The organism is Melaminivora jejuensis (assembly GCF_017811175.1).
In the GTDB taxonomy this organism is placed as follows: Bacteria; Pseudomonadota; Gammaproteobacteria; order Burkholderiales; family Burkholderiaceae_C; genus Melaminivora; species Melaminivora jejuensis.
Genome location: NZ_JACWIJ010000002.1, coordinates 2,127,446 through 2,149,757, shown reverse-complemented (window position 1 = coordinate 2,149,757; position 22,312 = coordinate 2,127,446). Strand labels below are relative to the sequence as shown.

The window sequence follows — 22,312 nt, the reverse complement described above, 5'->3', positions numbered from 1 at the left end:
ACCTTGACCTTGCAGGCCACGGTCTCCATGAACTGGGTGGACACGGTGCTGGGCGCCGCCGAGCGCCAGGGCGTGGCGCGCACCGATCTGCTGGCGCGCGCCGGCATTGCCGCCGAGGAGCTGGCGCGCGAGCGCTGGCCCATCGACCACATCACCCGGCTGTGGCGTGCGGCGGCGCTGATGACGCAGGATGCGGGCTTTGGCCTCAAGGCCGGCCAGCACGTCGGGCCGCACAGCTTTGCCGCCATCAGCCGGCTACTGGCAGCCTCGCCCACGCTGCGCCAGGCGATTGCCGCCGTGCAGCGCTACCAGCGCCTGATCAGCGATGGTGGGCGCTTTCAGGCCGTGGCCGGGGCCGAGGCCAGTTGGCTGGTCTATCACCCGCGCCAGGGCAGCCTGGCCTTCAGCCCGCACCAGATCGAGGCCGTGCTGGCGGCGGTGGTCAGCTTTGCCGGCTGGGTGCGCGGCCTGCCGGTGCAGCCGCTGGTGGTGCAGTTCAGCCAGCCGCGCCTGGGGCCGCTGGCGGGCTACCGGGCGGCATTCGATTGCCCGGTGCGCTTCGAGCAGGCCTTCAGCGGCGTGCTGCTCGCCAACGCCGTGCTGGACGCCCCCCTGCCGCGCGCCGACGCCCGCGCCCAGCGCCTGCATGGCCGCGATGCGGCGGCGCGGCTGGCCGCACTGGGCAGTGGGCCGCAGCTGGCGCAGGAGCTGCGCGCCTGGCTGCTGGCCGAGCTGCAGTCGGCGCAGCTGCCCACGCGCGCCCAGGCGGCGCGGGTGCTGCTGATCAGCGAGCGCACCCTGGCGCGGCGCATGAAGGATGCCGGCCTGAGCTTTTCCGGGCTGCTCGACCAGGCGCGGCGCGAACTGGCACTGGCCGCCGCCGCAGACGGCAGCCGCAGCCTGGCGGAGATCGGCCAGTCGCTGGGCTACGCCGAGCCGGCGGTGTTCTGGCGCGCCTTCCGGCGCTGGACGGGCTGCACGCCGGGGCAATGGCGGCAGCGGCAGGACGTGGAGCCTTGAGGCAATCGCTTTTTTTGATAGCTGCCAGCGCTTGCCAGACAAGGGTTTGGGGCGATTTTCGTCAGAATACGGAGGTGCCGTACTGCGGTTCGGAAAATATGAGTCAAAAACCGCTAAAGCCCTTGTGCAGCAAGCGTTGATAGCTCCTGTTTCAGGAGCGCCTCAATGCCCCTCGCCCCAGGGCGCCAGCCGCCCCAGCTTGTGCGCCAGCTCGATGGCCGACTCCACGCCCATCTTCTCGAAGATGTTGGCGCGGTGGAACTCCACTGTGCGCGCGGTGATGCCCAGGTGCTCGGCGATGTTCTTGTTGTAGTGCCCGCGCAGCAGCTCCCCCAGCACCTCGCGCTCGCGCGGACTCAGGGAGGCCAGCGCCTGGCGCAGGCGCTGCGCCTCGCGCTCGGCGTCGCTCGCGCGCAGCGCGGCCTGCATGGCCTGCTCGACGCGATCGACCAGCATGTTGTCCTGGAAGGGCTTTTCCAGAAAATCCCAGGCGCCGTTCTTGACTGCCTCCACGGCCGTGCCGACGTCGCCATGCCCGGTCAGGAACAGTACCGGCCAGGGGCAGCCCAGGCGTTTGAGCTGCTCGAAGGTCAGCGGCCCGGACAGCGGCTGCATACGCACGTCCAGCAGCACCACAGCCAGGCCCCAGTCGCCGCTGGCCACGCTTGGCTGCACGGCGGCCAGCAATTCGGGGCCGCCGGCCCAGGTGCGTGTCTGCCAGCCGCGCGAGTCGAACAGCCAGGCCAGGCCGTCGCGCACGTCGGCGTCGTCGTCAACGATGTGGATGTCCACGGCGTGCAGGGGCGCGGAGGTCATGCGGTCGAAGCAAAGGAGGTGCAGGCCGGCGCCAGCGGCAGCTCGGCAGTGAACAGCGCGCCGCCCAGCAGCGCGTCGTGGCCCACGAGGATACGCCCGTGGTGCGCCTCGGCGATGGAGCGGCAGATCGCCAGGCCCATGCCCATGCCGCCGTCCTTGGTGCTGTAGAAGGCGTCGAAGATGCGCGTTTGCGCCTCCTCGGGCACGCCCGGGCCGCTGTCGGCCACGGCCAGGCAGGCCTGCTGCGGCGTGTCGGCGCTCAGGGCCAGGCGCAGCTGCACCTGCGGCGTGCGCCCGCCGCGCCGGGCCCAGTCCAGGGCGTTGCTGCACAGGTTGTGGATCAGGTGCTCCAGCAGCAGCTCGTCGCCCTGCACCCACACGGGGGCGGACGGCAGCAGCAGCTGCAGTGCGGCCCTGGCGTCGTCCTGGAGGTTGGCGGCGGCGCGGCGCACCAGCGCCACCAGATCCAGGCGCCTGAGGTTTAGCTCGCGCCGGCGGGCAAAGGCGTTGACGCGCTGGGTCACGCCGCCGGCGCGCTCGGCCAGGCGGGCCATGCGCTGGGCTACGGCGGCCAGCTCGTCCGGCGGGATGCTGCCGCGCGCCAGCCGGTTGACCAGGCCGTTGGCAAAGCTGGCCAGCGCGCCCAGGGGCTGGTTGAGCTCGTGCGCCAGCGTCGAGGCCACCTCGCCCACGGCCACCAGGCGCGCCGAGGCTTCGAGCTTTTCCTGCTGCGAGGCGGCCAGGCGCTGGGCGCGCTTTCTCTCGCTGATGTCCAGGATGGAGCTCATCCAGCCGATCTGCGTGCCGTCGGCGGCGGTCAGGGGCGCTTCGTGGATCAGCACGTCCACCAGGTGGCCGCTGCGGTGGCGGAACTGCGCCTCCACGCCCTGGCCCTGGGTGCCGTGGCGGATGACCGCCTCGTGCAGCGCCGCCAGTTGCGCCGTCTGCTCAGGTGGCCAATAGGGCAGCGGGGCGCTTGTGCCGCGCAACTCCTCGCTGCGGTAGCCGAGCATGGTGCAAAAGGCCTGGTTGACGTACAGGATGCGCCCATCCATGTCCCAGGCGCGCATCCCGATGGTGACCGAGCGCTCCATGGCGGTGCGCAGCGCCACTTCGGCTTGCAGGCGCTGCTGCACCTGCTGGCGCTTGCCGAAGTCGCGCCGCAGCGCGGCCAGCGCCGCCAGCATCCCCACCAGGAACATCAGCGCCACCACGAAGAACACGCGCGGCACGGCAGAGGCCTGTGGCCCCTGCGGCACGACTTCCAGCAGCAGGTCGGCTCCGGGCAGGTTCATCACGGTGCGGTAGGGCGCCGGCTGGCGCCCCGCCGCCGGCGCCAGTGCTGCCTGGTCGGCATCGACCACCAGGCGCACGCCCTGCTTTTGCGCGAACCACGGCGGCAGCAGGGCATCGACCGCTTCGCGCATGGCCAGCTGTACCGCGTACATGCCGATCATGCGTGCGCCGTCGAAGTAGGGCACGGCCAGCCACAGCAGGTCGGTGCTGCTGCCGTCCTCGCGCTGCATGGGGCCGGCGTAGCTGGCGCGGCGCAGGCCGTGGGCGATGTCCTCCAGTGTCTGCAGCGCCTGCTGGTTGGCCTCGTGGCGCAGCACGTCGGCCTGCCAGATGGCCACGTCGCCGCTGCTGCGGCCTTCGCTGGCCAGCCAGGCGCGCGCCGTCACCACCCCGGGGGCGCGCAGCAGCAGGCCGGCTGGCTCGCTGTCGGGCGCGGACTCGCGGGCGGCGTCCGGCCCGGCGGCGTCCGGGGCGTGCGGGTGCAGGGCGGCCTGGCGCGCCAGCTGGGCCACGTCGCTCTCCAGGCGGCGAAAGTGGAACTGCACGCTTTGCTCCAGCCATTGCGCATCCGCACCCTGGCGGCGCTCCTCTTCCTCGCTCTCGAAGCGGTTCAGGTACCAGCCCAGGGTGACCACTGCGGCCACGATCAGCACCGCCAGACCCATCATCCACAGCACTGTCCAGCGGCTGCGGTCGGGCAGGTGGCGCGTGCTGGCGTGCAGCAGCGCGAAATCTTCGGCTGGGGGTGGTTGGCTCAGGGGCACGGCGGCAAACGGCAGGGCGCTCGGCGCAGGGCGCGCAGGGCAGGGGCAAAACGGCGTCCAGATAATAGTCACCATGCAAGCTGCTGCCACCCGCCGCCGTCTGGTGCAGGCCCTGGGCCTGGCGGCGCTGCCGCGCCTGGGCGCAGCGGCGGCGGCAGCGGGCCGGGCGCGCGTGACGCTGCGCCTGTCGCACGTCGTGGCGCAGCAGACGCCCAAGGGGCTGGCGCTGGAGCATTTCCGCGAGCGCGTGCAGGCTCTCAGCCAGGGTGACATCCAGGTCGTGATCCACCCCAATTCGCTGCTGTACGGCGACGAGGACGAGATGCAGGCGCTGCAGCTGGGCGCGGTGGACATGCTGGCGCCCTCGCTGTCCAAGTTCGGGCCGATCGGCTTTCCCGAGTTCGAGCTGTTCGACCTGCCCTTCCTGTTCGACGATGCCGAGCAGGTGCAGCGCGTCAAGCAGGGCGCCGTGGGCCAGGAGCTGCTGGCCCTGCTGGCACGCCAGCGCCTGGTCGGGCTGGGCTATCTGGACAACGGCTTCAAGCACATGAGCGCCAACCGCCCGCTGCTGGCGCCCGAGGACTTTGTCGGCCTGCGCGTGCGCATCCAGTCCTCGCGCGTGATTGCGCACCAGATGCGCGCCCTGGGTGCGCGGCCTGTGGTGCTGTCCTTTGGCGAGACGCGCCGGGCGCTGGCCGCGCGCGTGGTCGATGGCACGGAAAACCCGATCTCCAACTTCTGGACGCAGAACATGCACCAGGTGCAGACCGACATGAGCCTGACGGCGCATGGCTATCTGGGCTACTGCATCGTGGTGCATGAGCGCTTCTGGCGCCAGCTGGCGCCGGGCGACCGGGCGCTGATCGGCCAGGCGCTGGCCGAATCCCTGGCCTGGGGCAGCGCCATGGCCCAGCGTGCCAACGAGCAGGATTTGGCGGCCCTGCGCGCCAGCAGCGCCACGCGTGTGCATGAGCTGGACGCCGTGCAGCGCCAGCGCCTGCGCCACGCCACGCGCAGCGTCCATGAGGGTCTGGCGGCGCGCATCGGCGAGGAGTGGATACGCCGCATCCGGGGTGCGGCTGCGGCGTCTGTCTGAAACTGCAGCAGCACCGTTGTATGCGGGTTAACCCTAGCTGTGGAACGCCACAGTTACCCCGCATGGGCGGTTTCCCTACAGTGCGTTGCGTCATGCAACATTTCGTACAGGAGACCCTCATGCGTTTTTCCCTCAAGACCACCCTGGCCTGCGCCCTGCTGGCCGTGGGCGCCACCGTTGCCCACGCGCAAACGGTGATCAAGTTCAGCCACGTCGTGGCCCAGGACACGCCCAAGGGCAAGGCGGCCGAGTTCTTCGCCAAGAAGGCTGGTGAATTGACCCAGGGCAAGGTCAAGGTCGAGGTCTATGCCAACAGCGCCCTGTACAAGGACAAGGAAGAGATGGAAGCGCTGCAGCTGGGCTCGGTGCAGATGCTGGCGCCGTCGCTGGCCAAGTTCGGCCCGCTGGGCGTCAAGGAGTTCGAGGTCTTCGACCTGCCCTTCATCTTCGACAACCGCGACGATCTGCACAAGGTCACCACCGGCGAAGTGGGCGCCAAGCTGATGAAGAAGCTGCAGACGCGCGGCATCACCGGCCTGGCCTTCTGGGACAACGGCTTCAAGGTCTTCTCGGCCAACAAGCCGCTGCACGCCGTGACCGACTACAAGGGCCTCAAATACCGCATCCAGTCGTCCAAGGTGCTGGAGGAGGAAATCCGCGCCCTGGGCGGCATCCCCCAGGTGATTGCCTTCGGCGAGACCTACCAGGCGCTGCAGACCGGCGTCGTGGACGCCACCGAGAACCCGCCGTCCAATTTCTACACGCAGAAGATGCACGAGGTGCAAAAGCACCTGTCCATGACCAACCACGGCTACCTGGGCTATGCGGTCATCGTCAACAAGAAGTTCTGGGATGGCCTGGATGCCACCGTGCGCGGCCAGCTGGAGGACGCCATGCGCCAGGCCACGGCGTATGCCAACCAGATTGCCCAGGACGAGAACGACCAGTCGCTGGAGGCAGTGAAGAAGAGCGGCAAGACCACCATCTACACGCCCACGCCCGAGGAGCGCGCCGCGCTGAAGAAGGCCCTGGTGCCGGTACACGACAAGATGTCCGGCCGCATCGGCAAGGAAATCATCCAGGACGTGTACAAGGCTACCGGCTTCGATCCCAAGAAGCTGTGATCTGACCTGAGCCGATCTGGCAACCACATTCCCGGGGCGCAGCGCAGCGCCCCGGTGGAACACCAAGGCGCCCTTTGCAGGCGCCTTTGCCGTACCCACGTACCGCGCCCGACCTCCTGAGCGGAGAAAACCATGATGAAAATCCTCGATCACCTGGAAGAGTGGCTGATCACCTTCTTGATGGGCGCTGCCACGCTCATCGTCTTCGTCGCGGTGCTGCACCGTTACACCGCCGGCTATGCCATCCCGGGCCTGCAGGACTGGCTGCTGTCCATCAACATGACCTGGGCGCAGGAGCTGACCATCATCATGTTCGTGTGGATGGCCAAGTTCGGCGCGGCCTACGGCGTGCGCACCGGCATCCACGTGGGCGTGGACGTGTTCATCAACCGCATGGGCAAGAGCGCGCGCGGCAAGTTCATCATCTTCGGCATGGGCGCGGGCGCGCTGTTCACCGGCATCGTGGCCATCATGGGCGCCACCTTCGTCTGGGACAACGGCGCGCACTACGCCATCTTCAACTTCCTGGGGCTGAACGTGGAGGAGCTGATCGAAGGCCCCACCACGCCCGACCTGGAGTGGCCGACCTGGACGGTCTACAGCGCCATTCCGCTGGGCAGCGGCCTGATGTGCTTTCGCTTCCTGCAGGTGATGTGGGGCTTCATCCGCACCGGCGAGCTGCCGCACCACGACCACGGCCACGTCGAGGGCCTGGAGGAGACGCCCGAGGAGGGAGCGGCGCAGAACACCGAGTTCTACAGCCTGCAGGACAACCTGCACCCCGATGAAGACCGCCCCGGCCCGGGCGGCAGGAATGCAGACCGCAACGCAGGAGAGCGCAAGTGAACGCCGCCATCATCTTCTTCATCCTCGCGGCGCTGATGCTCACCGGTATGCCGGTGTCCATCTCGCTGGGCCTGACGGTTCTCACCTTCCTGTTCGGCTTCACCGACGTGCCGCTGGAGTCGGTGGCGCTCAAGCTGTTCACCGGCATCGAGAAGTTCGAGATCATGGCGATCCCGTTCTTCATCCTGGCGGGCAACTTCCTCACGCACGGCGGCGTGGCGCGGCGCATGATCAACTTCGCCACCGCCATGGTCGGGCACTGGTACGGTGGCCTGGGCCTGGGCGGCGTGCTGGCCTGCGCGCTGTTTGCGGCAGTGTCGGGCTCCAGCCCGGCCACGGTGGTGGCAATCGGCTCCATCTTGCTGCCGGCCATGGTCAAGGCGGGCTTTCCCAACCGCTTCGGCGCGGGAGTCATCACCACTTCGGGCGCTTTAGGCATCCTGATCCCGCCGTCCATCGTCATGGTGATGTATGCCGTGGCGACCAATACCTCGGTGGGCGCGCTCTTCATGGCCGGCGTGGTGCCGGGCCTGGTGCTGGCCCTGGTGCTGGGCGGCGTGACCTACTTTCGCGCACGCAAGTACAACTACCCGCGTCTGCCCAAGGCGTCCTGGGGTGAGCGCTGGACGGCGTTTCGCAAGTCGGCCTGGGGGCTGTTTCTGATCATCGTGGTCATGGGCGGCATCTACGCCGGCATCTTCACGCCGACCGAAGCCGCTGCCATGAGCGCCGTCTATGCCTTCATCGTGGCCGTGTTCATCTACAAGGACATGGGCCTCAAGGACGTGCCGCGCGTGCTGCTGTCCTCGGCCAACATGAGCGCCATGCTGCTGTACATCATCACCAACGCGGTGCTGTTCAGCTTCATCATGACCAACGAGAACATCCCGCAGGCGCTGGCCGACTGGATGCTGGGCAACGGCCTGGGCGTGATCGCCTTCCTGCTGGCGGTGAACGTGATCCTCTTGATTGCCGGCAACTTCATGGAGCCGTCGTCCATCATGCTGATCTTCGCGCCCATCCTGTTCCCGGTGGCCATGAAGCTGGGCATCGATCCCATCCACTTCGGCATCATCATGGTGGTCAACATGGAAGTCGGCATGTGCCACCCGCCCGTAGGCCTGAACCTGTACGTGGCCTCGGGCATCACCAAGATGGGCATCACCGAGCTCACCGTGGCCGTCTGGCCGTGGCTGCTGGCCATGCTGGGCTTCCTGGTCGTGGTCACCTACGTGCCCGAGCTGAGCCTGTGGTTCCCGCGCATGTTGGGCATGCTCTGACACCTCTCTGAGCCCTTCCGAAGCGAGGGCAGCAAGCGCCGGCTCCTGCCGGCGCTTTGCCTTGCACTTCTCTTGAAACTTCCTTGTGGTCCGATCCCCTGCAGGGCGCGGGCGGCCGGCACGCCATGCGAATCGACGATCTGCGAATTTCTTCCCGCCTGGTGCTGGGCTTTGCCCTGCTGGGGCTGATGGTGCTGGCCATGGTGGCGGCGGTGTGGGTGCAGCTGTCGGCCATGACCGGGCTGTTCGGCGACGTGGCGGGCACGCGCATGCCGCGCATGGTGGCGGCCAACGCCATCAAGGAGGACGTGCAGGTCATCGGCACCAGCGTGCGCAACATGATCCTGATGAGCGACGGCGCCGCGATCCGCGCCGAGGACGAGCGCATCCAGCGCACGCAGCAGCGCATCGCACAACGCTTCGCCGGGCTGCAGCAGCTGCTGGCGGGCGACGCGGCCGCCGAGGCCGCGCTGGCCCGGGTGCAGGCCGCGCGCCAGGCCTACGAGCCGCTGCAGGAAGAGGCACGCGACCTGTCCGCCTCGGGCCAGGTGTTCGACGCCAAGGAGCTGCTGGTCGAGAAGATGCACCCGGCGCAGCAGGCCTACCTGGGTGCCATCGACGCGCTGCTGGCGCAGCAGCAGGGCCAGCTGAAGCAGGCCACCGGCGCCACCATGCACGAGGTGGTGGCGGCGATTGCCCGCGCCACGGCGCTCATGGGGGAGATCAGCCGCGCCAGCGACGAGCAGCGCGCCGGCGTGGCGCAGATCGGCGAGGCCATTGCGCAGATGGACTACGTCACCCAGCAAAACGCCGCGCTGGTGGAGCAGGTGGCGGCGTCGGCCGGCAGCCTGGGCAGCCAGGCGCAGGAGCTGGTGAACGCCGTGGCGGTGTTCCGGGTGGACGAGGCTCAGGCCACATCCGCCGGCTTGCTGAGACTATCGAATTGATAGCTGCCAGCGCTTGATTGGTAAGCGCTGGAGGCCTTTTTGATGCTTAAAACTTGAGGGCGCCTCAGGCCACCGTAATGGCTTTGGAGGCGCTGGTGCTCTGGCCCGCATCGTCCTTCCACAGCAGCTTCAGCTCGCCGCTGGTGCGCGCCACGAAGGTGAACTCGATGTAGGGGTTCTGCGCCACGGAGATGCCAGGCTCCCAGGCGAACAGCAGTGCATCGCCCAGGCGCGCCTCGAAGCGCGTGACGATGTTGCGTGGGCGGATCTTGCCGGCGCCGTCGCTGCGCAGGCCGCTTTCCATGACGTGTTCGATCTGGGCGCGCACACGCAGCACCTCGCCGGCCTTCGGGCTGGCGTTGCTGATCCAGACGCGGGGTGGTTTCCGGTCCATGCGGGGCTCCTGGTTACATGCCGCAGCCGCTGGCGGCCACGGTGACGGCCTGGCTGGCGGCCAGCAGCTGGCCGCTCTTCATGCGGGCCAGGGCGTGGAGGGTCTGCGACTGCGACAGGCGCACTCGCACCGCGGCCTCGGCCGTGCCGGCGGCCGCCGTGAACTGCAGCCGGCAGGCCAGCGGCGAGGGGTTCAGGTCGGCCAGCACGATGATCTCCTCGCACCAGTCCTGCTCGGTGATGGGCAAGGTCACCTTCACTTTCACCGGCACGGCGCCGGGGTTGTCGGCCAGCGTGGGCACGTCCAGCAGCAGGCCCTCGGCCTGCGCCACGTGCCCCTGCGTGAAGTCGGCCATGGCCTTGCGGAACGCCGCCGGGTTGGGCGCCAGGGCGTCAGCCAGCGGCGCCTTGCTCTGCGCCTGCGCCAGCGCCGCGCCCGGCAGGGCCAGCGCCGCGCCGGCAGCCATCAGCGCGCGGCGGGAAGGATGTCGTTGCATGTCGGTGATGTGAGAAAGCTCGGTTGAAAACAGGCACTACGCCATGCCAGCAGACGCCGCGCAGCGGCTCAGGGGGGTGTCACAAGAAATCCGCGAACTTGGAGCGCGCCCAGGCAAAGTCTTCCTTCACCAGGTCGGCGGAGCGCACGTCCATGTCGATCTGGTTCTGGATGACCTGGCCCGTGGCGTCCACCTCGTACTCGAACTTGACCGAGATTTCTTCCTGCGGCTCGGTGTTGACCATCATGTAGCACAGGTTGTCGGGCAAGAGCGGCTTGACCTCCTGGCCCGCCACGCGCTGGGCGATGTACTTGGCGACGATCTGGCCGATGTAGTTGGCCACGTGCGCGCTCTTGGGGTAGTGGCCGAACTGCGGCGAGATGGCGCCCATCAGGTCGCCCACGAAGTACACGCTGTCGTCGCTGTGGGCGTGGAACAGGCGCGGGTGCATGTCGGCCCAGCCGGTAGGCTTGCCGGTGGCCGCGTCCTTGCCGATCAGGCCGGCGTGCCAAACCATGTCGGCGGCCTGGTGCGGCGGCATCAGGATGGCCTCGTCGAACTTCAGCTCGCCGGCCGTGGTCTTGATGCGCTTGGCGAACGGATCGACCTCCTGCACGCGCGCGTTGGGCACGTGGGTGATGATGTCCGGGTACAGCTCGTCGAAGGCCTGCTTGTAGCCCATGCCGATGGGGGCGATCTTGGGCTTGGGGTCCAGGATCACGATCTTGCCCGGGATCTTGTTCTTCTTGATGTGCGAGGCAATCAGGCAGGCGCGCTCGTAGGGCGAGGGCGGGCAGCGGTGCGGCGGGGGGGCAGCGTCATGACCAGCGTGCCGCCCTTGAAATCCTTCACGCGCTGCTTGAGCGCGAACATCTGCTGGTTGGGGATGTAGGCGCTGGCAAAGTGCGCGCGCGTGTGGTCGATGGCGCGCTGGTCGTCGCCGAACCAGGCGTCCCAGGCGTCGCGGATGCCGCCCGACAGGATGAGGTAGTCGTACTCGACCAGGCCATGGCCGGTGCGCACCAGCTTCTTGTCGCGCTCGAAGCCCGTTACCTCAGTCTGCAGCAGCGTGTAGCCGTACTTGTTGGCCGGGCGCAGCATGTCGTGCTGCACGAAGTCGGTGTTCACGATGTCGATGAGCCACTTGTTGCTCATCGGGCCAGACCAGAAGGTGGCGTTGCGCTCCAGCACCACCACATCAGCATCGGGGATCTGCTCGCGCAGGTAGCGCGCGGCCGTCAGGCCGCCCCAGCCGCCACCGCAAATCACGATGCGCGGGCCCTTGCCGCGGCGCGGCAGGATGCGCGACTGCGCGGAGATGACGGCCGGCGCGGCCAGCACGGGGCCGGCCGCGGCGCCCAGGGCCAGGGCGGGCGGGGTGATCAGGAAATGGCGGCGTTGCATGACGAGGCTCCCTCCGTGTGGGTTGACGAGAAAAAAGATTGCAGGCGCAGCATGCCCAGGGCGCCCGCGGCGATGCCCAGGCACGCGGGCAGACTTGCCAGTGCCAGCGTGGACAGGCCCGACAGGCCCTGGCCGATGGAGCAGCCCACGGCCAGCACGCCGCCAAAGCCCATCAGCAGCCCGCCGCAGGCCGAGGCGGCCAGGCGCCTCGGGCTGTCAAAGCCCTCCCAGCGCGCGCTGCGCGTGATCAGCGCGGCGGCGGCCGCCCCCGCCAGCGTACCGGCCACGATGGCCGGCCCCAGGCTGGGTGCGCGGCCCACGGCCAGCTGCAGGAACAGCAGGCCCTCGGCCACCGGGCCGATGAAGCTCAGCGAAGTGAGGGGCGCGGGCTCGAACGGGTCCACGCCGACCTGGGCGGTGATCCACCAGCCGGCCGCCACCAGCGCGCCGATGGCGGCGGCGCACAGCAGCTGCAGGGGCTGGTGGCGCAGCGCAGGGCGCCACAGCGCAAAGCCAAGCAGCGCCAGCGCCGGCACGGCGGCGGCGCACAGAATGGCGGCGCCCGCCGGCAGGCCCAGGGCGGCCAGTTGCCCGGGCAGCGTGGCCTGCGCCAGGGCGACCATGCCCCAACCCTGCAGCGCCTGGCGCAGCGGGGCCAGCACACCGGTCAGCGTGGCCTGCGCTGCCAGGCCCAGGCACAGCAGGGTCACCAGCGCGCGCAGATTGCCGCCAGCCAGCAGCACCAGGGCGCGCGCGCCGCAGTTGCGCGCCAGCGCCATGCCGGCGCCAAACAGCAGGCCGCCCAGCAGCACGCCGGGCACGGAAAACTTGGCTCGCACGACCTGCGCCGCGCCCAGATCCACCAGGCCGGCCCAGGCCAGCGTCTGCGAGGCCAGCAGCGCCACGGCCAGGGCCAGGGCGAAGGCCTGCAGCGCCGGCGCACCGTCCACGGGTCGCCCGTGCCACTCGCGCAGGCCGCGCGCCAGGCAAAAACGCCCCAACCGAGCCGCGACGCCGAAGGCGCAGCCCAGCAGGAATCCGGCCCACAGCAGCATGTCAGTACCCCCCTGCGCTGCGCACCGCGCAAGACTGTTGGGGCAGGCGCGCGCCAGGCCAGCGGCCGCCGCGCAAGGGCCGCCTCGCCGCGCTGGCGATGTCCCCCTTCCCGCAGCGCGCAGCGATGCGAGAGAGGGGGGAAGGCGCGCAGCGCCTCAGGGGGATGTTCATCTACCTACCCCAGATGTCGGCGGAGATGGCGGCGTACCAGGCCTCGCCGTAGCGCGCTTCCGCCGCGCGGTAATCCGCATTGCCATCCAGCGGACTCACGCCGCCCGAGCCTGCGGGCTCGACCAGCTTGCCACCCTCGGCGCGGTACACGCCCGCCACCGAGATGCCGTAGCCCGGCCCGATCAGGCTGTAGCAGGTGTTGGCGTAGCTGGCCGTGGGCGCGGGCAGGCCCAGCAGGTCGGCGGCGATGGCGGCGGCGGCCACCTTGCCCTGGGTGTTGGCCGCAAAGCCGGATTTGGGCATGGGCGCGGCGATGGTCGCATCGCCCAACGCGTAGATGCCGCTCACCTGGCGCGACTCGAAGCTCTCGGCCTTGACAGGCACCCAGCCGCTGGCGTCCGTCACGCCGGCGCGCTCGGCGATGAAGCCGGCCTTTTGCGGCGGGATGACGTTCAGCACGGCGGCCTTGTGGCGCGTGCCGAAGGCGGTTTCCACCTCCAACCGGGCGGCGTCCACGCGCATCACCTGGCCGTCGTCCTTCTGGCCTACCCACTCGATCATGTCGCCGTACAGCGCCTTCCAGCCCTGCTGGAACAGCGCCTGCTTGGAGAAGCTGTCCTTGGCGTCCAGCAGCAGCAGCTTGCTGCGCGGCTTGTGCTGCTTGAAGTAGTGCGCCACCATCGCCGCCCGCTCATACGGCCCGGGCGGGCAGCGAAACGGGTTGTCGGGGATGGCCATCACGAACGTGCCACCGTCCTCCATGGCCTGCAGCTGGCGGCGCAGCAGCAGCGTCTGCTCGCCGGCCTTCCAGGCGTGCGGGGCCCGCTGCGCGGCGGCTTCGCCATAGCCCTGCAGCGCGTCCCAGCGCATGTCCACGCCGGGCGAGAGCACCAGGCGGTCCCAGCGCAGCACCTGGCCGGTGGACAGGCGCAGCGTGCGCGCGCTGGCGTCCACGTCCTCGGCGCGGGCATGGACTACGTCCACGCCGGCGGCGCGCAGGCCGGCATAGCCGTGGCCGATGCTGTCCCAGCTGCGCAGGCCGGCCAGCACCAGGTTGGAGAACGGGCAGGTGTAGAAGCGCTCCGCCGGCTCGACGAGCGTCACGCGCACGCCCGGGGCGTGGCGGCGCAAGTAGCGCGCCGCCGTGGCGCCGCCGAAGCCTCCGCCCACGACGATCACATGGGCCGATGCGGCACGGGCCTGCACCAGGGCGGGCAGGGCCAGGGCGCCGGCCAGCACGGCGCGGCGGGTAGGGTGGTGCGCTGCGGCCATCACTGGCCCTCCTTGCGCGCGAACCACTGGGCCAGGGCCTCGATCTGCGCATCGTCGTAGCCCTTCATCAGCCGTGTCATCACGGTGGCGTCCGGCGCCTGCCCGCGCTGAAAGGCGTGCAGGCGCTGGCGCAGTTCAGCGGGGCTGCGGCCCTGCAGGCTGGGGAGGGCGCCGGCGGAGCGTCCGTCGGGCCCGTGGCAGTTGAAGCAGGTGCCGGCCAGCACCGCGGTGTCCAGCGCGCCCGGCTGCGCGCTGGCAAAAGGCGATGCCAGCAGCAGCGCCAGCCAGAAGGCGCGGTACAAGGACGGCAAGAGAGGGGGCATGCAGACTCCTGGGATGCGAGAGGCCCGGCGCTGGTAGCGCAGGGGCCCGGCACCGGAGCAGTCAACGTGGGCAAGCGAGGTGCTTGGGCGTTGTGTGGAGCCCGAAGGGCTCGCTGCTGCACCGGCTGGTGCATCCCTCTCGACCGGCACGCGGCACAAGCGGAGTTGTTGAGTGGGGGCGATTCTACAAGACGCCGCCGGCGCGGGGGCGCCGGGGGATTTATAGGTCAAAAGTGGCTCCAGCCCTTGTGTATCAAGCGCTGACAGCTCACTTTTTTGATGATCAGTGGATGCGCATACCCGGCTGAGCGCCGGCAAAGGGCTCCAGCACGTAGATGCCCGGCTGCGCTTTCTCGTCGGCATGGCTGGCGGCCAGCACCATGCCTTCGGACACGCCGAACTTCATCTTGCGCGGCGCCAGGTTGGCCACCAGCACGGTGAGCTTGCCCGTCAGCTGCTCGGGCGCGTACATGCTGGCGATGCCGGAGAACACGTTGCGCGTCTTGCCCTCGCCGGCATCCAGCGTCAGCTGCAGCAGCTTGGTCGAGCCTTCCACGGCCTTGCATTCGACGATCCTGGCGATGCGCAGGTCAACCTTGGCGAAGTCGTCGATGGTGATGGTGGGGGCAATTTCCTCTCCACCTGGCAGCACCTTTTCCACCACCGGCTCGGGCAGGGCGAACAGGGCGTCCAGCTGCTCCACCGTCACGCGCTGCATCAGGTGCTGGTATTGGCCGATGGCGTGGCCTGCGCCCAGCAGGCGCTGGGTGTCGGCAAAGGCCAGCGGCGCCACGTTCAGGAAGCCCTCCACCTGCGCGGCGACGACCGGCAGCATGGGTTTCAGGTAGACGGTCAGCAGGCGGAAAGCCTCGATGCAGGTGCTGCACACATCGTGCAGGCGCGCCTCCATGCCTTCCTGCTTTGCCAGCTCCCAGGGCTTGTTGGCGTCCACGTAGCTGTTCACGCGGTCGCACAGCAGCATGACCTCGCGCGCCGCGCGGGCGGTGTCGCGCGCTTCGTAGGCCTGGGCGATGGCGTCGGCCTGCACGCGCAGGGCAGCCAGCAGCTCCTGGCCGTCGGCACTCACCTGGCCCAGCTGGCCGCCGAAGCGCTTGGCGATGAAACCCGCCGCGCGCGAGGCGATGTTCACGTACTTGCCGATCAGGTCGGCATTGACGCGCGCCATGAAATCCTCGGGGTTGAAGTCGATGTCCTCATTGCGACCGTTGAGCTTGGCGCCCAGGTAGTAGCGCAGCCACTCGGGGTTCATGCCCAGGCTGAGGTATTTCAGCGGATCCAGGCCGGTGCCCCGGCTCTTGCTCATTTTTTCGCCGTTGTTCACGGTCATGAAGCCGTGCACGCAGATCCGGTCGGGCGTCTTCCTGCCGCTGAACTTGAGCATGGCCGGCCAGAACAGCGTGTGGAAGGTGATGATGTCCTTGCCGATGAAGTGCACCTGCTCCAGCTGCGGGTCGGCCATGTAGGCGTCGTAGTCCTGGCCGCGGCGCTCCAGCAGGTTCTTGAGCGACGCCAGATAGCCCACGGGCGCGTCCAGCCAGACGTAGAAATACTTGCCCGGCGCATCCGGGATCTCGATGCCGAAATACGGCGCATCGCGCGAGATGTCCCAGTCATCCAGGCCGGTGCTGGTGCTGCCATCCGGGTTGGTGCGTGTGCCAAACCACTCGCGGATCTTGGCGGCCACTTCGGGCTGCACGTGCTCACCGTTTTGCGTCCACTCCTTGAGGAACTCCACGCAGCGCGGATCGGACAGCTTGAAGAAAAAGTGCTCCGAGGACTTGAGCACCGGCTTGGCGCCCGACAGGGCCGAGTAGGGATTGATCAGCTCGGTGGGCGCATACACGGCGCTGCAGACCTCGCAGTTGTCGCCGTACTGATCCTTGGCGTGGCAGCGTGGACACTCGCCCTTGATGAAGCGGTCGGGCAGGAACATGTTCTTCTCGGGGTCGAAGAACTGCTCGATGGTGCGCGTCTCGATCAGGCCGGCGGCTTTCAAGTCCAGGTAGATGGCCTGAGCCAGCTCGTGGTTCTCTGGCGCATCGGTGCTGTGCCAGTTGTCGAAGGCGATGTGAAAGCCATCCAGGTACTGCGCGCGCCCGGCGGCGATGCCGGCCACGAACTGCTGCGGCGTCACGCCGGCTTTTTCCGCCGCGATCATGATGGGCGCGCCGTGTGCGTCGTCGGCGCCGACGAAGTTGACCTCGGCGCCCTGCATTCTCTGGTACCGCACCCAGGTGTCGGCCTGGATGTATTCCATGATGTGGCCGATGTGGAAGTTGCCGTTGGCATACGGCAGGGCGGTGGTGGCGAAAATCTTGCGGACGGTCATGGCGGGGCGGATGAGGCTTTCAGGGGCTTGCGCGGAAAACCGGCCATTTTAGGAAACCCGCCTGCGCCCCAGCCGAAGAACGCGCAGACTTCATCGCGCCGCGCCAGCGTGTCGGCGCGCCCCAGGGCGATCAACTCGCGCGTGAAGCTGCGCTCGAACAGCAAATAGCTGGCCAGGGCCGCATCGCGCTGGCCGGGGCCAGTGCCGCCGACGCCCACGCCCAGGGTGTTGAGCAGGGCGCGCACCGTGGCCGGCAGGTGTGCGACATGGCGCCCGGCGATGTCGTCCAGGGACTCGCTGGGCGTGATGAACAGCAGCTGCACCGGGCGCAGCGGGCTGGCCTGGCGCGCAGCCTCGGGGATCAGCGACAGCGTGGTGTTGATGCGCAGCAGCCGCTCGACATCGACCGGCAGCGCGTCCAGGAAGATGCTCGACAGGGCATGGCCGGCGATCTGGCCCAGGGCCGGGTAGTGCGCCGGCCCCGGCGGCTGCCGGCGCACGGGCCGGGCGCCGCCGTTGACCGTGTCGGCCTGGCGCCCGGTGCCCACGACCAGCAGACGTGCCGCCCCCAGGTGGATGGCCGGGGCCACCGGCGCCGTCTGGCGCATGGAGCCGTCGCCAAAATACTCGCGGTGCCCGTCGATGTGGACGGCCTGCGCCGGGAAGATGAAGGGGATGGCCGAGGATGCCAGCAGATGCTCGTGCGTGATGCGCACATGCAAGGCGCGCCGCTGCGAGCGCACCCAGGGCTGGAAGTCCTCGTGCGCGTCGAAGAAGGTGATGTGCTCGCCCGAGCTGTAGCTCGACGCCGTCACCGCCAGCGCCTGCAGATGCCCGGCCTGCAGCAGTTGCGGCAGGCGCTGCAGCGGCACCATCTGATGCAACAGCCGGCCCAGCGGGGCATTGTTGAGCAGTGAGCGTGGCCGCGTGTAGCGCCAGTGCGCCAGCATCCAGCCCAGCGACATCAGCGTCAGCCAGCGTGCGCCGCTGCGCAGCATGTGGATGGCGTCGGCGTGATAGACCTGCTGCGCATGGAAGTCGCTCCAGACCTGCACGATGCGCTGCACGCCCAGCTCGAAATCATCCGCCGCGCAGGCCAGCGCCGCCGCATTGATGGCCCCTGCCGAGGTGCCGCTCAGGATCGGGAACGGATTGGGCGCCTGCTGCGTCCCGCACGCGCGGCGCAGCTCGGCCACGGCCTGTAGCACGCCCACCTGATAGGCCGCGCGGGCGCCGCCGCCGGTCAGCACCAGGCCGGTGTGCGCAGCAGGGGCGATGGCAGGACTGGCAGGGGGGAGCATGGCGCGTTTGTAGCGGTTTTCAGGGCGCGTCCATAACCATTAGCAGCCGCGCAGCAGCAGGGTGTCCAGCGCAGCACCCTCCAGGATGGCCAGGCCGTGCGCGGCGGCAAAGGCGCGCGCGGCATCGCTGACGCTGCCTTGCAGCACGACATAGGTGCCGGCCAGCGCGCCGCGCGCTTGCACCTGGGCGTGCAGTGCGCGCAGCGGCTCCACGCCGTGGCTGGCGGCCTTGTAGCGGCGCGCGGCCACCAGCACGCTCTGGGCAGCATCGCCCTGGCGCAGCAGGCGCAGGTCGGCGGGCTGGGCGTTGGCGGGCAGCGGCTCGACGCTGTGGCCTTCGGCGCTCCAGGCGCGCGTCAGCAGGGCGGCAAAGTCGCGCCAGGGCATGGCAGCCGCTGCCGCCCGTGCGGCTTCGACGCGCGCCGCGCTGGGTGCGCGCCACTGGCGCCAGGCGGCAATGCAGCCGATGACGGCAATCGGCAGGGCGCCAGCGGCGGCAAACGGCACCAGGTGCGCCGGCAGCAGCGCCGCGCACACCAGCACGATGGCGCCGGCGATCAGAAAACTCACCCACCAGGGCGAGCGCAGCAGCACGGCAAAGCCCGAGTTGGGGGCCATCTTGAATTTCATGGGTGGATCACAAGGGTTTTTTACTATGAAAAATATAGCTGTCAGCGCTTGCCAGTATTGAGTTTGAGGCCGATTTGATGCTCAAAACAGGCTTTTTTATGGCCTTTTTTGCATGGTTGTCAGCCCTGTTCAGCCCTGTTCAGCCCTGTTCAGCCTGCTCCAGCCGCAACACGTCCTGCGCCAGCGCGGCAATGCCCGCCGGCGTCAGGTCGGGCGCGGCCAAGCGCTGGCGCGCGTCCCAGCGGGCGAAGTTGCGCTGCTGCGAGCGGCCATAGTGCGGGTCGTAGTGCAGGCGCATCAGCTCGTCGAACAGCGCGGCCAGCTCGCCCATCTGCGCCCAGCCCTGCCAGCGCTGCACCGTGGCCTTGCCGTGCAGCTCGGCCAATTGCGCCAGGCGCTGGCACAGGGCGGCGGGGTCGTCGCCCAGATAGGCGTAGTCGCGCAGCAGGTAGGCCAGGCGCTCATCGGGCGGCGCGTCCAGCTCGATGCACGCCGCCGCGCGCAGGCGCTGCACCAGCGGCACCGGCACGGACAGCCGGCCAATGCGCGCGCTCTCGCCCTCGACATACACGGGCCGGGCCAGCTCGAAGCCTTCGAGCCGCGTGGCCAACTGCGTCTCGAAGTGCTTTTGCGACGGCTGCTCCACGCCCGGCAGCGCGCCCAGCAGCGAGCCCTTGTGCCGCGCCAGCCCTTCCAGGTCGAGCACCTGCGCGCCCTGCTCGGCCAGCGCGTGCAGCACGCGCGTCTTGGCGCTGCCCGTGGCGCCGACGATCACGCGCAAGTCCAGTTGCGGGGTGAGCGCCGCGATGCGCTCGATGACGTGGCGGCGAAACGCCTTGTAGCCGCCGGCGAGCTGCTGCGCGTCCCAGCCCACCAGGCGCAGCCACTGCACCATGGAGCCGCTCCTCATGCCGCCGCGCCAGCAATAGATGAGCGGGCGCCAGTTCGCCGGCTTGTCGGCCAGCGGCCCGGCCAAGTGCCGTGCCAGGTTGGCTGCCACCAGGGCGCCGCCCACGCGCCGCGCCTCGAAGGCGCTTTGCTGCACGTAGATGGTGCCCACCAGCGCGCGCTCGTCGTCGCTGAGCACCGGGCAGTTGATGGCGCCGGGGATGTGGTCTTCGGCAAACTCGGCGGGCGTGCGCGCATCGATGATGGCGTCGAAGCCGTGGCGGTCTTGCGGGCGGATGGGGCGGTGGTGGGACACGGCGGCAGGGTCTGGGAGGGCAAAAAAGCGCAAACGCAGCGTACGGGATGCGGCTGGCCGGGCTGGGCGCGGCGGGTGGCGGGCGGCGGGCGGCGCCCGATGAATCTGGGATGATCCGGCGCTGCCCGCCACCGCGCCGTCGCGCCAGTACGCCGGACGGGCGCACATTGTCCGAGAACCCGCCCTTGCCCATATGCCCGCCATGAATGCCACTGTGTCCGCCGCCTCTACTGCCGCCCCTGCCGCCCCTGCCACCCCCGCCTGACCTCGCTGTCGCACGGCGGCGGCTGCGGCTGCAAGATCGCCCCGGGCGTGCTGTCACAGATCCTGGCGCAGTCCGGCGCCGCCGCCGTGGTGCCGCCCGAGCTGCTGGTCGGCCTGGAGACGGCGGACGACGCCGCCGTCTATCGCCTCAACGACAGCCAGGCGCTGGTGGCGACGACGGACTTCTTCATGCCCATCGTCGATGACCCCTACGAGTTTGGCCGCATCGCCGCGACCAACGCGCTGAGCGATGTCTATGCCATGGGCGGCAAGCCCATCATGGCGCTGGCGCTGGTGGCCATGCCGGTGGGCCAGCTGCCGCTGGAAGTCATCGGCGCCATCCTGCGGGGTGGGCAGGACGTGTGCCGCGCCGCCGGAATCCCGGTGGCCGGCGGCCACACCATCGATTCGGTCGAGCCCATCTACGGCCTGGTGGCCCTGGGCCTGGTGCATCCGGATCGCGTGCGCAGGAACGCTGGTGCGCAGGCCGGCGACGTGCTGATCCTGGGCAAGCCGCTGGGCGTGGGCGTGTACTCCGCCGCGCTGAAGAAAGAGCAGCTCGGCGATGCCCACTACCGCGAAATGATCGCCAGCACCACCCGCCTGAACACCCCCGGCCCGCTGCTGGCCGAACTGGCGGGCGTGCACGCCATCACCGACGTGACCGGCTTCGGCCTGGCCGGCCATGCGCTGGAGATGGCGCGCGGCGCTGGCGTGTCCGTACACATCGACTGGGCGCGCGTGCCGCTGCTGCCCGGCGTGGCGGCACTCGCGCAGCAGGGCTTCGTCACCGGCGCCAGCGGGCGCAACTGGGCCGGCTATGGGGCCGATGTGCAACTGGCGGACGGTCTGCCGGCTACCGCCCAGGCGCTGCTGAGCGACCCGCAGACCTCGGGCGGGCTGCTGGTGGCGTGCGCGCCGGAGGCCGCCGACGAGGTGCTGGCCGTGTTTGCGCGCGAGGGCTTCGAGCACGCCGCCGTGGTGGGCCGGGCGCAGGCGGGCGCTGCGGGGCTGCACGTGCAGGCCTGAGCCGTCCCCCGCTCCCTCGCCCGCCCGATAAGCCCAGCCCCGGGAGTGCCAAGCCCCCTTGGCTAGACTCGGGCACCCCCGAAATCGGTCAAGACAACATCACCATGGCACTCACAGAACAAGACTTGCTGGCAGCCTTGGCCAGCGTCACCGACCCCACACCGGCAAGGATTTCGTCAGCGCCCGCGCCGTGCGCAACGTGCAGATCAACGGCGGCGACGTTGCCTTCGACGTCGAGCTGGGCTACCCCGCCAAGAGCCTTATCCCCGAGCTGCGCAGCCAGCTCGTTGCCGCTGCGCGCACGCTGCCGGGCGTGGCCAACGTCTCGGTCAACATCGCCAGCAAGATCACGGCCCATGCCGTGCAGCGCGGCGTGCAGCTGCTGCCGGGCGTCAAGAACATCATCGCCGTGGCCTCGGGCAAGGGCGGGGTGGGCAAGAGCACCACCGCCGTCAACCTGGCGCTGGCCCTGAGCGCCGAGGGCGCGCGCGTCGGCCTGCTGGACGCCGACGTCTACGGCCCCAGTATGCCGACCATGACGCGCACGTCCGGCAAGCCCGACAGCGTGGACGGCAAGCTGATGGAGCCCAAGGTCTCCATGGGCCTGCAGATCAACTCCATCGGCTTCCTCGTCGATGAAGCCCAGGCCATGATTTGGCGCGGCCCCATGGCCAGCCAGGCGCTGGAGCAGCTCATCACCCAGACGCGCTGGGACAACCTGGACTATCTGATCGTGGACATGCCGCCCGGCACCGGCGACATCCAGCTGACCATGGCGCAGAAGGTGCCGCTCACCGGCGCGGTCATCGTGACCACGCCGCAGGACATCGCGCTCATCGACGCGAAAAAGGGCATCACCATGTTCCAGAAGGTGAGCGTGCCCATCATCGGCCTGGTGGAGAACATGGCCGTACACGTGTGCAGCCACTGCGGCCACGCCGAGCACATCTTCGGCGCCGAGGGCGGCAAGAAGATGGCCGAGAGCCTGGGCCTCAAGTACCTGGGCGCGCTGCCGCTCAAGATGTCGATCCGCGAACAGGCCGACAGCGGCCAGCCCACCGTCGCCGCCGAGCCGGACAGCGAGGTGGCCGGCCTGTACAAGGACATCGCGCGCCAAGTCGCAGTGACCATCGCGCAGCAGTCCAAGGATTTTTCGAGCAAGTTTCCGACCATCACTATCAGCAGGAAGAGCTGAAGTAGCAAACAAGAAGGGCGCCCTGCTCAGGCCT

At 69.2% G+C, this 22,312-nt stretch carries 19 protein-coding genes and 1 pseudogene; 8 read left to right on the top strand and 12 right to left on the bottom strand.

From position 1 onward, the window contains the following. The first annotated feature begins 3 nt into the window (after nucleotides 1–3). Nucleotides 4–1,020 (top strand): AraC family transcriptional regulator, encoded by a 1,017-nt coding sequence (locus tag IDM45_RS10195; RefSeq protein WP_209422739.1) that lies wholly within the window; start codon nucleotides 4–6, stop codon nucleotides 1,018–1,020. 162 nt (nucleotides 1,021–1,182) lie between these two features. Here IDM45_RS10195 and IDM45_RS10190 read toward each other — a convergent pair whose 3' ends face one another. Beyond that, nucleotides 1,183–1,836, bottom strand: coding sequence for a response regulator transcription factor (locus tag IDM45_RS10190; protein WP_209422738.1), 654 nt, complete (start codon nucleotides 1,834–1,836; stop codon nucleotides 1,183–1,185). Then, on the bottom strand, nucleotides 1,833–3,971 hold the full coding sequence (locus IDM45_RS10185; RefSeq protein WP_209422737.1) for a two-component system sensor histidine kinase NtrB: 2,139 nt from the start codon (nucleotides 3,969–3,971) through the stop codon (nucleotides 1,833–1,835). Before IDM45_RS10185 ends, IDM45_RS10190 begins: the two co-directional genes overlap by 4 nt. Here IDM45_RS10185 and IDM45_RS10180 point away from each other — a divergent pair. From IDM45_RS10180 to IDM45_RS17950, 5 genes are all read left to right on the top strand, one after another. Next, the gene (locus IDM45_RS10180; protein ID WP_209422736.1) at nucleotides 3,970–4,992 is read left to right on the top strand and encodes a DctP family TRAP transporter solute-binding subunit; all 1,023 of its coding nucleotides are present in this window, start codon (nucleotides 3,970–3,972) and stop codon (nucleotides 4,990–4,992) included. The genes IDM45_RS10185 and IDM45_RS10180 overlap by 2 nt on opposite strands. 119 nt (nucleotides 4,993–5,111) lie before the next feature. Continuing rightward, nucleotides 5,112–6,116 carry a TRAP transporter substrate-binding protein gene (locus IDM45_RS10175; RefSeq protein WP_209422735.1) on the top strand — a complete coding sequence of 335 codons (1,005 nt, stop codon included), beginning with the start codon at nucleotides 5,112–5,114 and terminating at the stop codon, nucleotides 6,114–6,116. A 135-nt stretch (nucleotides 6,117–6,251) separates the two neighbouring features. Continuing rightward, nucleotides 6,252–6,962 (top strand): TRAP transporter small permease, encoded by a 711-nt coding sequence (locus IDM45_RS10170; protein ID WP_209424080.1) that lies wholly within the window; start codon nucleotides 6,252–6,254, stop codon nucleotides 6,960–6,962. Then, on the top strand, nucleotides 6,959–8,242 hold the full coding sequence (locus IDM45_RS10165; protein WP_209422734.1) for a TRAP transporter large permease: 1,284 nt from the start codon (nucleotides 6,959–6,961) through the stop codon (nucleotides 8,240–8,242). The genes IDM45_RS10170 and IDM45_RS10165 overlap by 4 nt, the downstream gene beginning before the upstream one ends. Before the next feature lie 125 nt (nucleotides 8,243–8,367). Continuing rightward, nucleotides 8,368–9,189 (top strand): MCP four helix bundle domain-containing protein, encoded by an 822-nt coding sequence (locus IDM45_RS17950; protein WP_209422733.1) that lies wholly within the window; start codon nucleotides 8,368–8,370, stop codon nucleotides 9,187–9,189. 64 nt (nucleotides 9,190–9,253) lie between these two features. On the opposite strand, the gene soxZ is transcribed toward IDM45_RS17950, so the two are convergent. The 10 genes and pseudogenes from soxZ to mnmH all read right to left on the bottom strand — a co-directional run bounded on the left by soxZ (nucleotide 9,254) and on the right by mnmH (nucleotide 19,790). Next, entirely contained in the window at nucleotides 9,254–9,583 is a 330-nt protein-coding gene (soxZ, locus tag IDM45_RS10155; protein WP_209422732.1) for a thiosulfate oxidation carrier complex protein SoxZ, read from the bottom strand. A gap of 13 nt (nucleotides 9,584–9,596) precedes the next feature. Then, a complete protein-coding gene (locus IDM45_RS10150) occupies nucleotides 9,597–10,079 on the bottom strand; it encodes a thiosulfate oxidation carrier protein SoxY (protein WP_209422731.1) in 483 nt (160 codons plus the stop codon). Between the two features lie 79 nt (nucleotides 10,080–10,158). Beyond that, a pseudogene (locus IDM45_RS10145) lies at nucleotides 10,159–11,483 on the bottom strand (FAD-dependent oxidoreductase). Further along, the gene (locus IDM45_RS10140; RefSeq protein ID WP_209422730.1) at nucleotides 11,462–12,538 is read right to left on the bottom strand and encodes a YeeE/YedE thiosulfate transporter family protein; all 1,077 of its coding nucleotides are present in this window, start codon (nucleotides 12,536–12,538) and stop codon (nucleotides 11,462–11,464) included. Before IDM45_RS10140 ends, IDM45_RS10145 begins: the two are co-directional and overlap by 22 nt. 172 nt (nucleotides 12,539–12,710) lie before the next feature. Next, nucleotides 12,711–13,982: an NAD(P)/FAD-dependent oxidoreductase gene (locus IDM45_RS10135; RefSeq protein WP_209422729.1), complete on the bottom strand. Its 1,272-nt coding sequence runs from the start codon at nucleotides 13,980–13,982 to the stop codon at nucleotides 12,711–12,713. Further along, nucleotides 13,982–14,305, bottom strand: a complete 324-nt coding sequence (locus IDM45_RS10130) for a c-type cytochrome (protein WP_209422728.1) — start codon at nucleotides 14,303–14,305, stop codon at nucleotides 13,982–13,984. The genes IDM45_RS10135 and IDM45_RS10130 overlap by 1 nt, the downstream gene beginning before the upstream one ends. Nucleotides 14,306–14,588: 283 nt before the next feature. After that, entirely contained in the window at nucleotides 14,589–16,655 is a 2,067-nt protein-coding gene (metG, locus tag IDM45_RS10125) for a methionine--tRNA ligase (protein ID WP_209422727.1), read from the bottom strand. Then, nucleotides 16,652–17,956 (bottom strand): patatin-like phospholipase family protein, encoded by a 1,305-nt coding sequence (locus tag IDM45_RS10120; protein WP_209422726.1) that lies wholly within the window; start codon nucleotides 17,954–17,956, stop codon nucleotides 16,652–16,654. Before IDM45_RS10120 ends, metG begins: the two co-directional genes overlap by 4 nt. A 39-nt stretch (nucleotides 17,957–17,995) precedes the next feature. Further along, on the bottom strand, nucleotides 17,996–18,574 hold the full coding sequence (locus tag IDM45_RS10115; RefSeq protein ID WP_209424079.1) for a restriction endonuclease: 579 nt from the start codon (nucleotides 18,572–18,574) through the stop codon (nucleotides 17,996–17,998). Between the two features lie 151 nt (nucleotides 18,575–18,725). Continuing rightward, the gene (mnmH, locus tag IDM45_RS10110) at nucleotides 18,726–19,790 is read right to left on the bottom strand and encodes a tRNA 2-selenouridine(34) synthase MnmH (RefSeq protein WP_209422725.1); all 1,065 of its coding nucleotides are present in this window, start codon (nucleotides 19,788–19,790) and stop codon (nucleotides 18,726–18,728) included. 261 nt (nucleotides 19,791–20,051) lie between these two features. On the opposite strand from mnmH, the gene selD reads away from it, so the two are divergent. Next, the gene (gene selD / locus IDM45_RS10105; RefSeq protein ID WP_209424078.1) at nucleotides 20,052–21,083 is read left to right on the top strand and encodes a selenide, water dikinase SelD; all 1,032 of its coding nucleotides are present in this window, start codon (nucleotides 20,052–20,054) and stop codon (nucleotides 21,081–21,083) included. Between the two features lie 58 nt (nucleotides 21,084–21,141). Continuing rightward, nucleotides 21,142–22,278: an iron-sulfur cluster carrier protein ApbC gene (gene apbC / locus IDM45_RS10100; protein WP_233457492.1), complete on the top strand. Its 1,137-nt coding sequence runs from the start codon at nucleotides 21,142–21,144 to the stop codon at nucleotides 22,276–22,278. The last annotated feature ends 34 nt before the right edge of the window (nucleotides 22,279–22,312 follow it).

Coding starts and splice junctions, on each gene's coding strand:
- IDM45_RS10185 (WP_209422737.1), bottom strand. CDS start 3,971: ATGGTGACTATTATCTGGACGCCGTTTTGCCCCTGCCCTGCGCGCCCT.
- IDM45_RS10130 (WP_209422728.1), bottom strand. CDS start 14,305: ATGCCCCCTCTCTTGCCGTCCTTGTACCGCGCCTTCTGGCTGGCGCTG.
- IDM45_RS10170 (WP_209424080.1), top strand. CDS start 6,252: ATGAAAATCCTCGATCACCTGGAAGAGTGGCTGATCACCTTCTTGATG.
- IDM45_RS10115 (WP_209424079.1), bottom strand. CDS start 18,574: ATGGCCCCCAACTCGGGCTTTGCCGTGCTGCTGCGCTCGCCCTGGTGG.
- IDM45_RS17950 (WP_209422733.1), top strand. CDS start 8,368: ATGCGAATCGACGATCTGCGAATTTCTTCCCGCCTGGTGCTGGGCTTT.
- IDM45_RS10140 (WP_209422730.1), bottom strand. CDS start 12,538: ATGCTGCTGTGGGCCGGATTCCTGCTGGGCTGCGCCTTCGGCGTCGCG.
- IDM45_RS10180 (WP_209422736.1), top strand. CDS start 3,970: ATGCAAGCTGCTGCCACCCGCCGCCGTCTGGTGCAGGCCCTGGGCCTG.
- metG (WP_209422727.1), bottom strand. CDS start 16,655: ATGACCGTCCGCAAGATTTTCGCCACCACCGCCCTGCCGTATGCCAAC.
- soxZ (WP_209422732.1), bottom strand. CDS start 9,583: ATGGACCGGAAACCACCCCGCGTCTGGATCAGCAACGCCAGCCCGAAG.
- IDM45_RS10135 (WP_209422729.1), bottom strand. CDS start 13,982: ATGGCCGCAGCGCACCACCCTACCCGCCGCGCCGTGCTGGCCGGCGCC.
- IDM45_RS10190 (WP_209422738.1), bottom strand. CDS start 1,836: ATGACCTCCGCGCCCCTGCACGCCGTGGACATCCACATCGTTGACGAC.
- IDM45_RS10150 (WP_209422731.1), bottom strand. CDS start 10,079: ATGCAACGACATCCTTCCCGCCGCGCGCTGATGGCTGCCGGCGCGGCG.
- IDM45_RS10120 (WP_209422726.1), bottom strand. CDS start 17,956: ATGCTCCCCCCTGCCAGTCCTGCCATCGCCCCTGCTGCGCACACCGGC.
- IDM45_RS10175 (WP_209422735.1), top strand. CDS start 5,112: ATGCGTTTTTCCCTCAAGACCACCCTGGCCTGCGCCCTGCTGGCCGTG.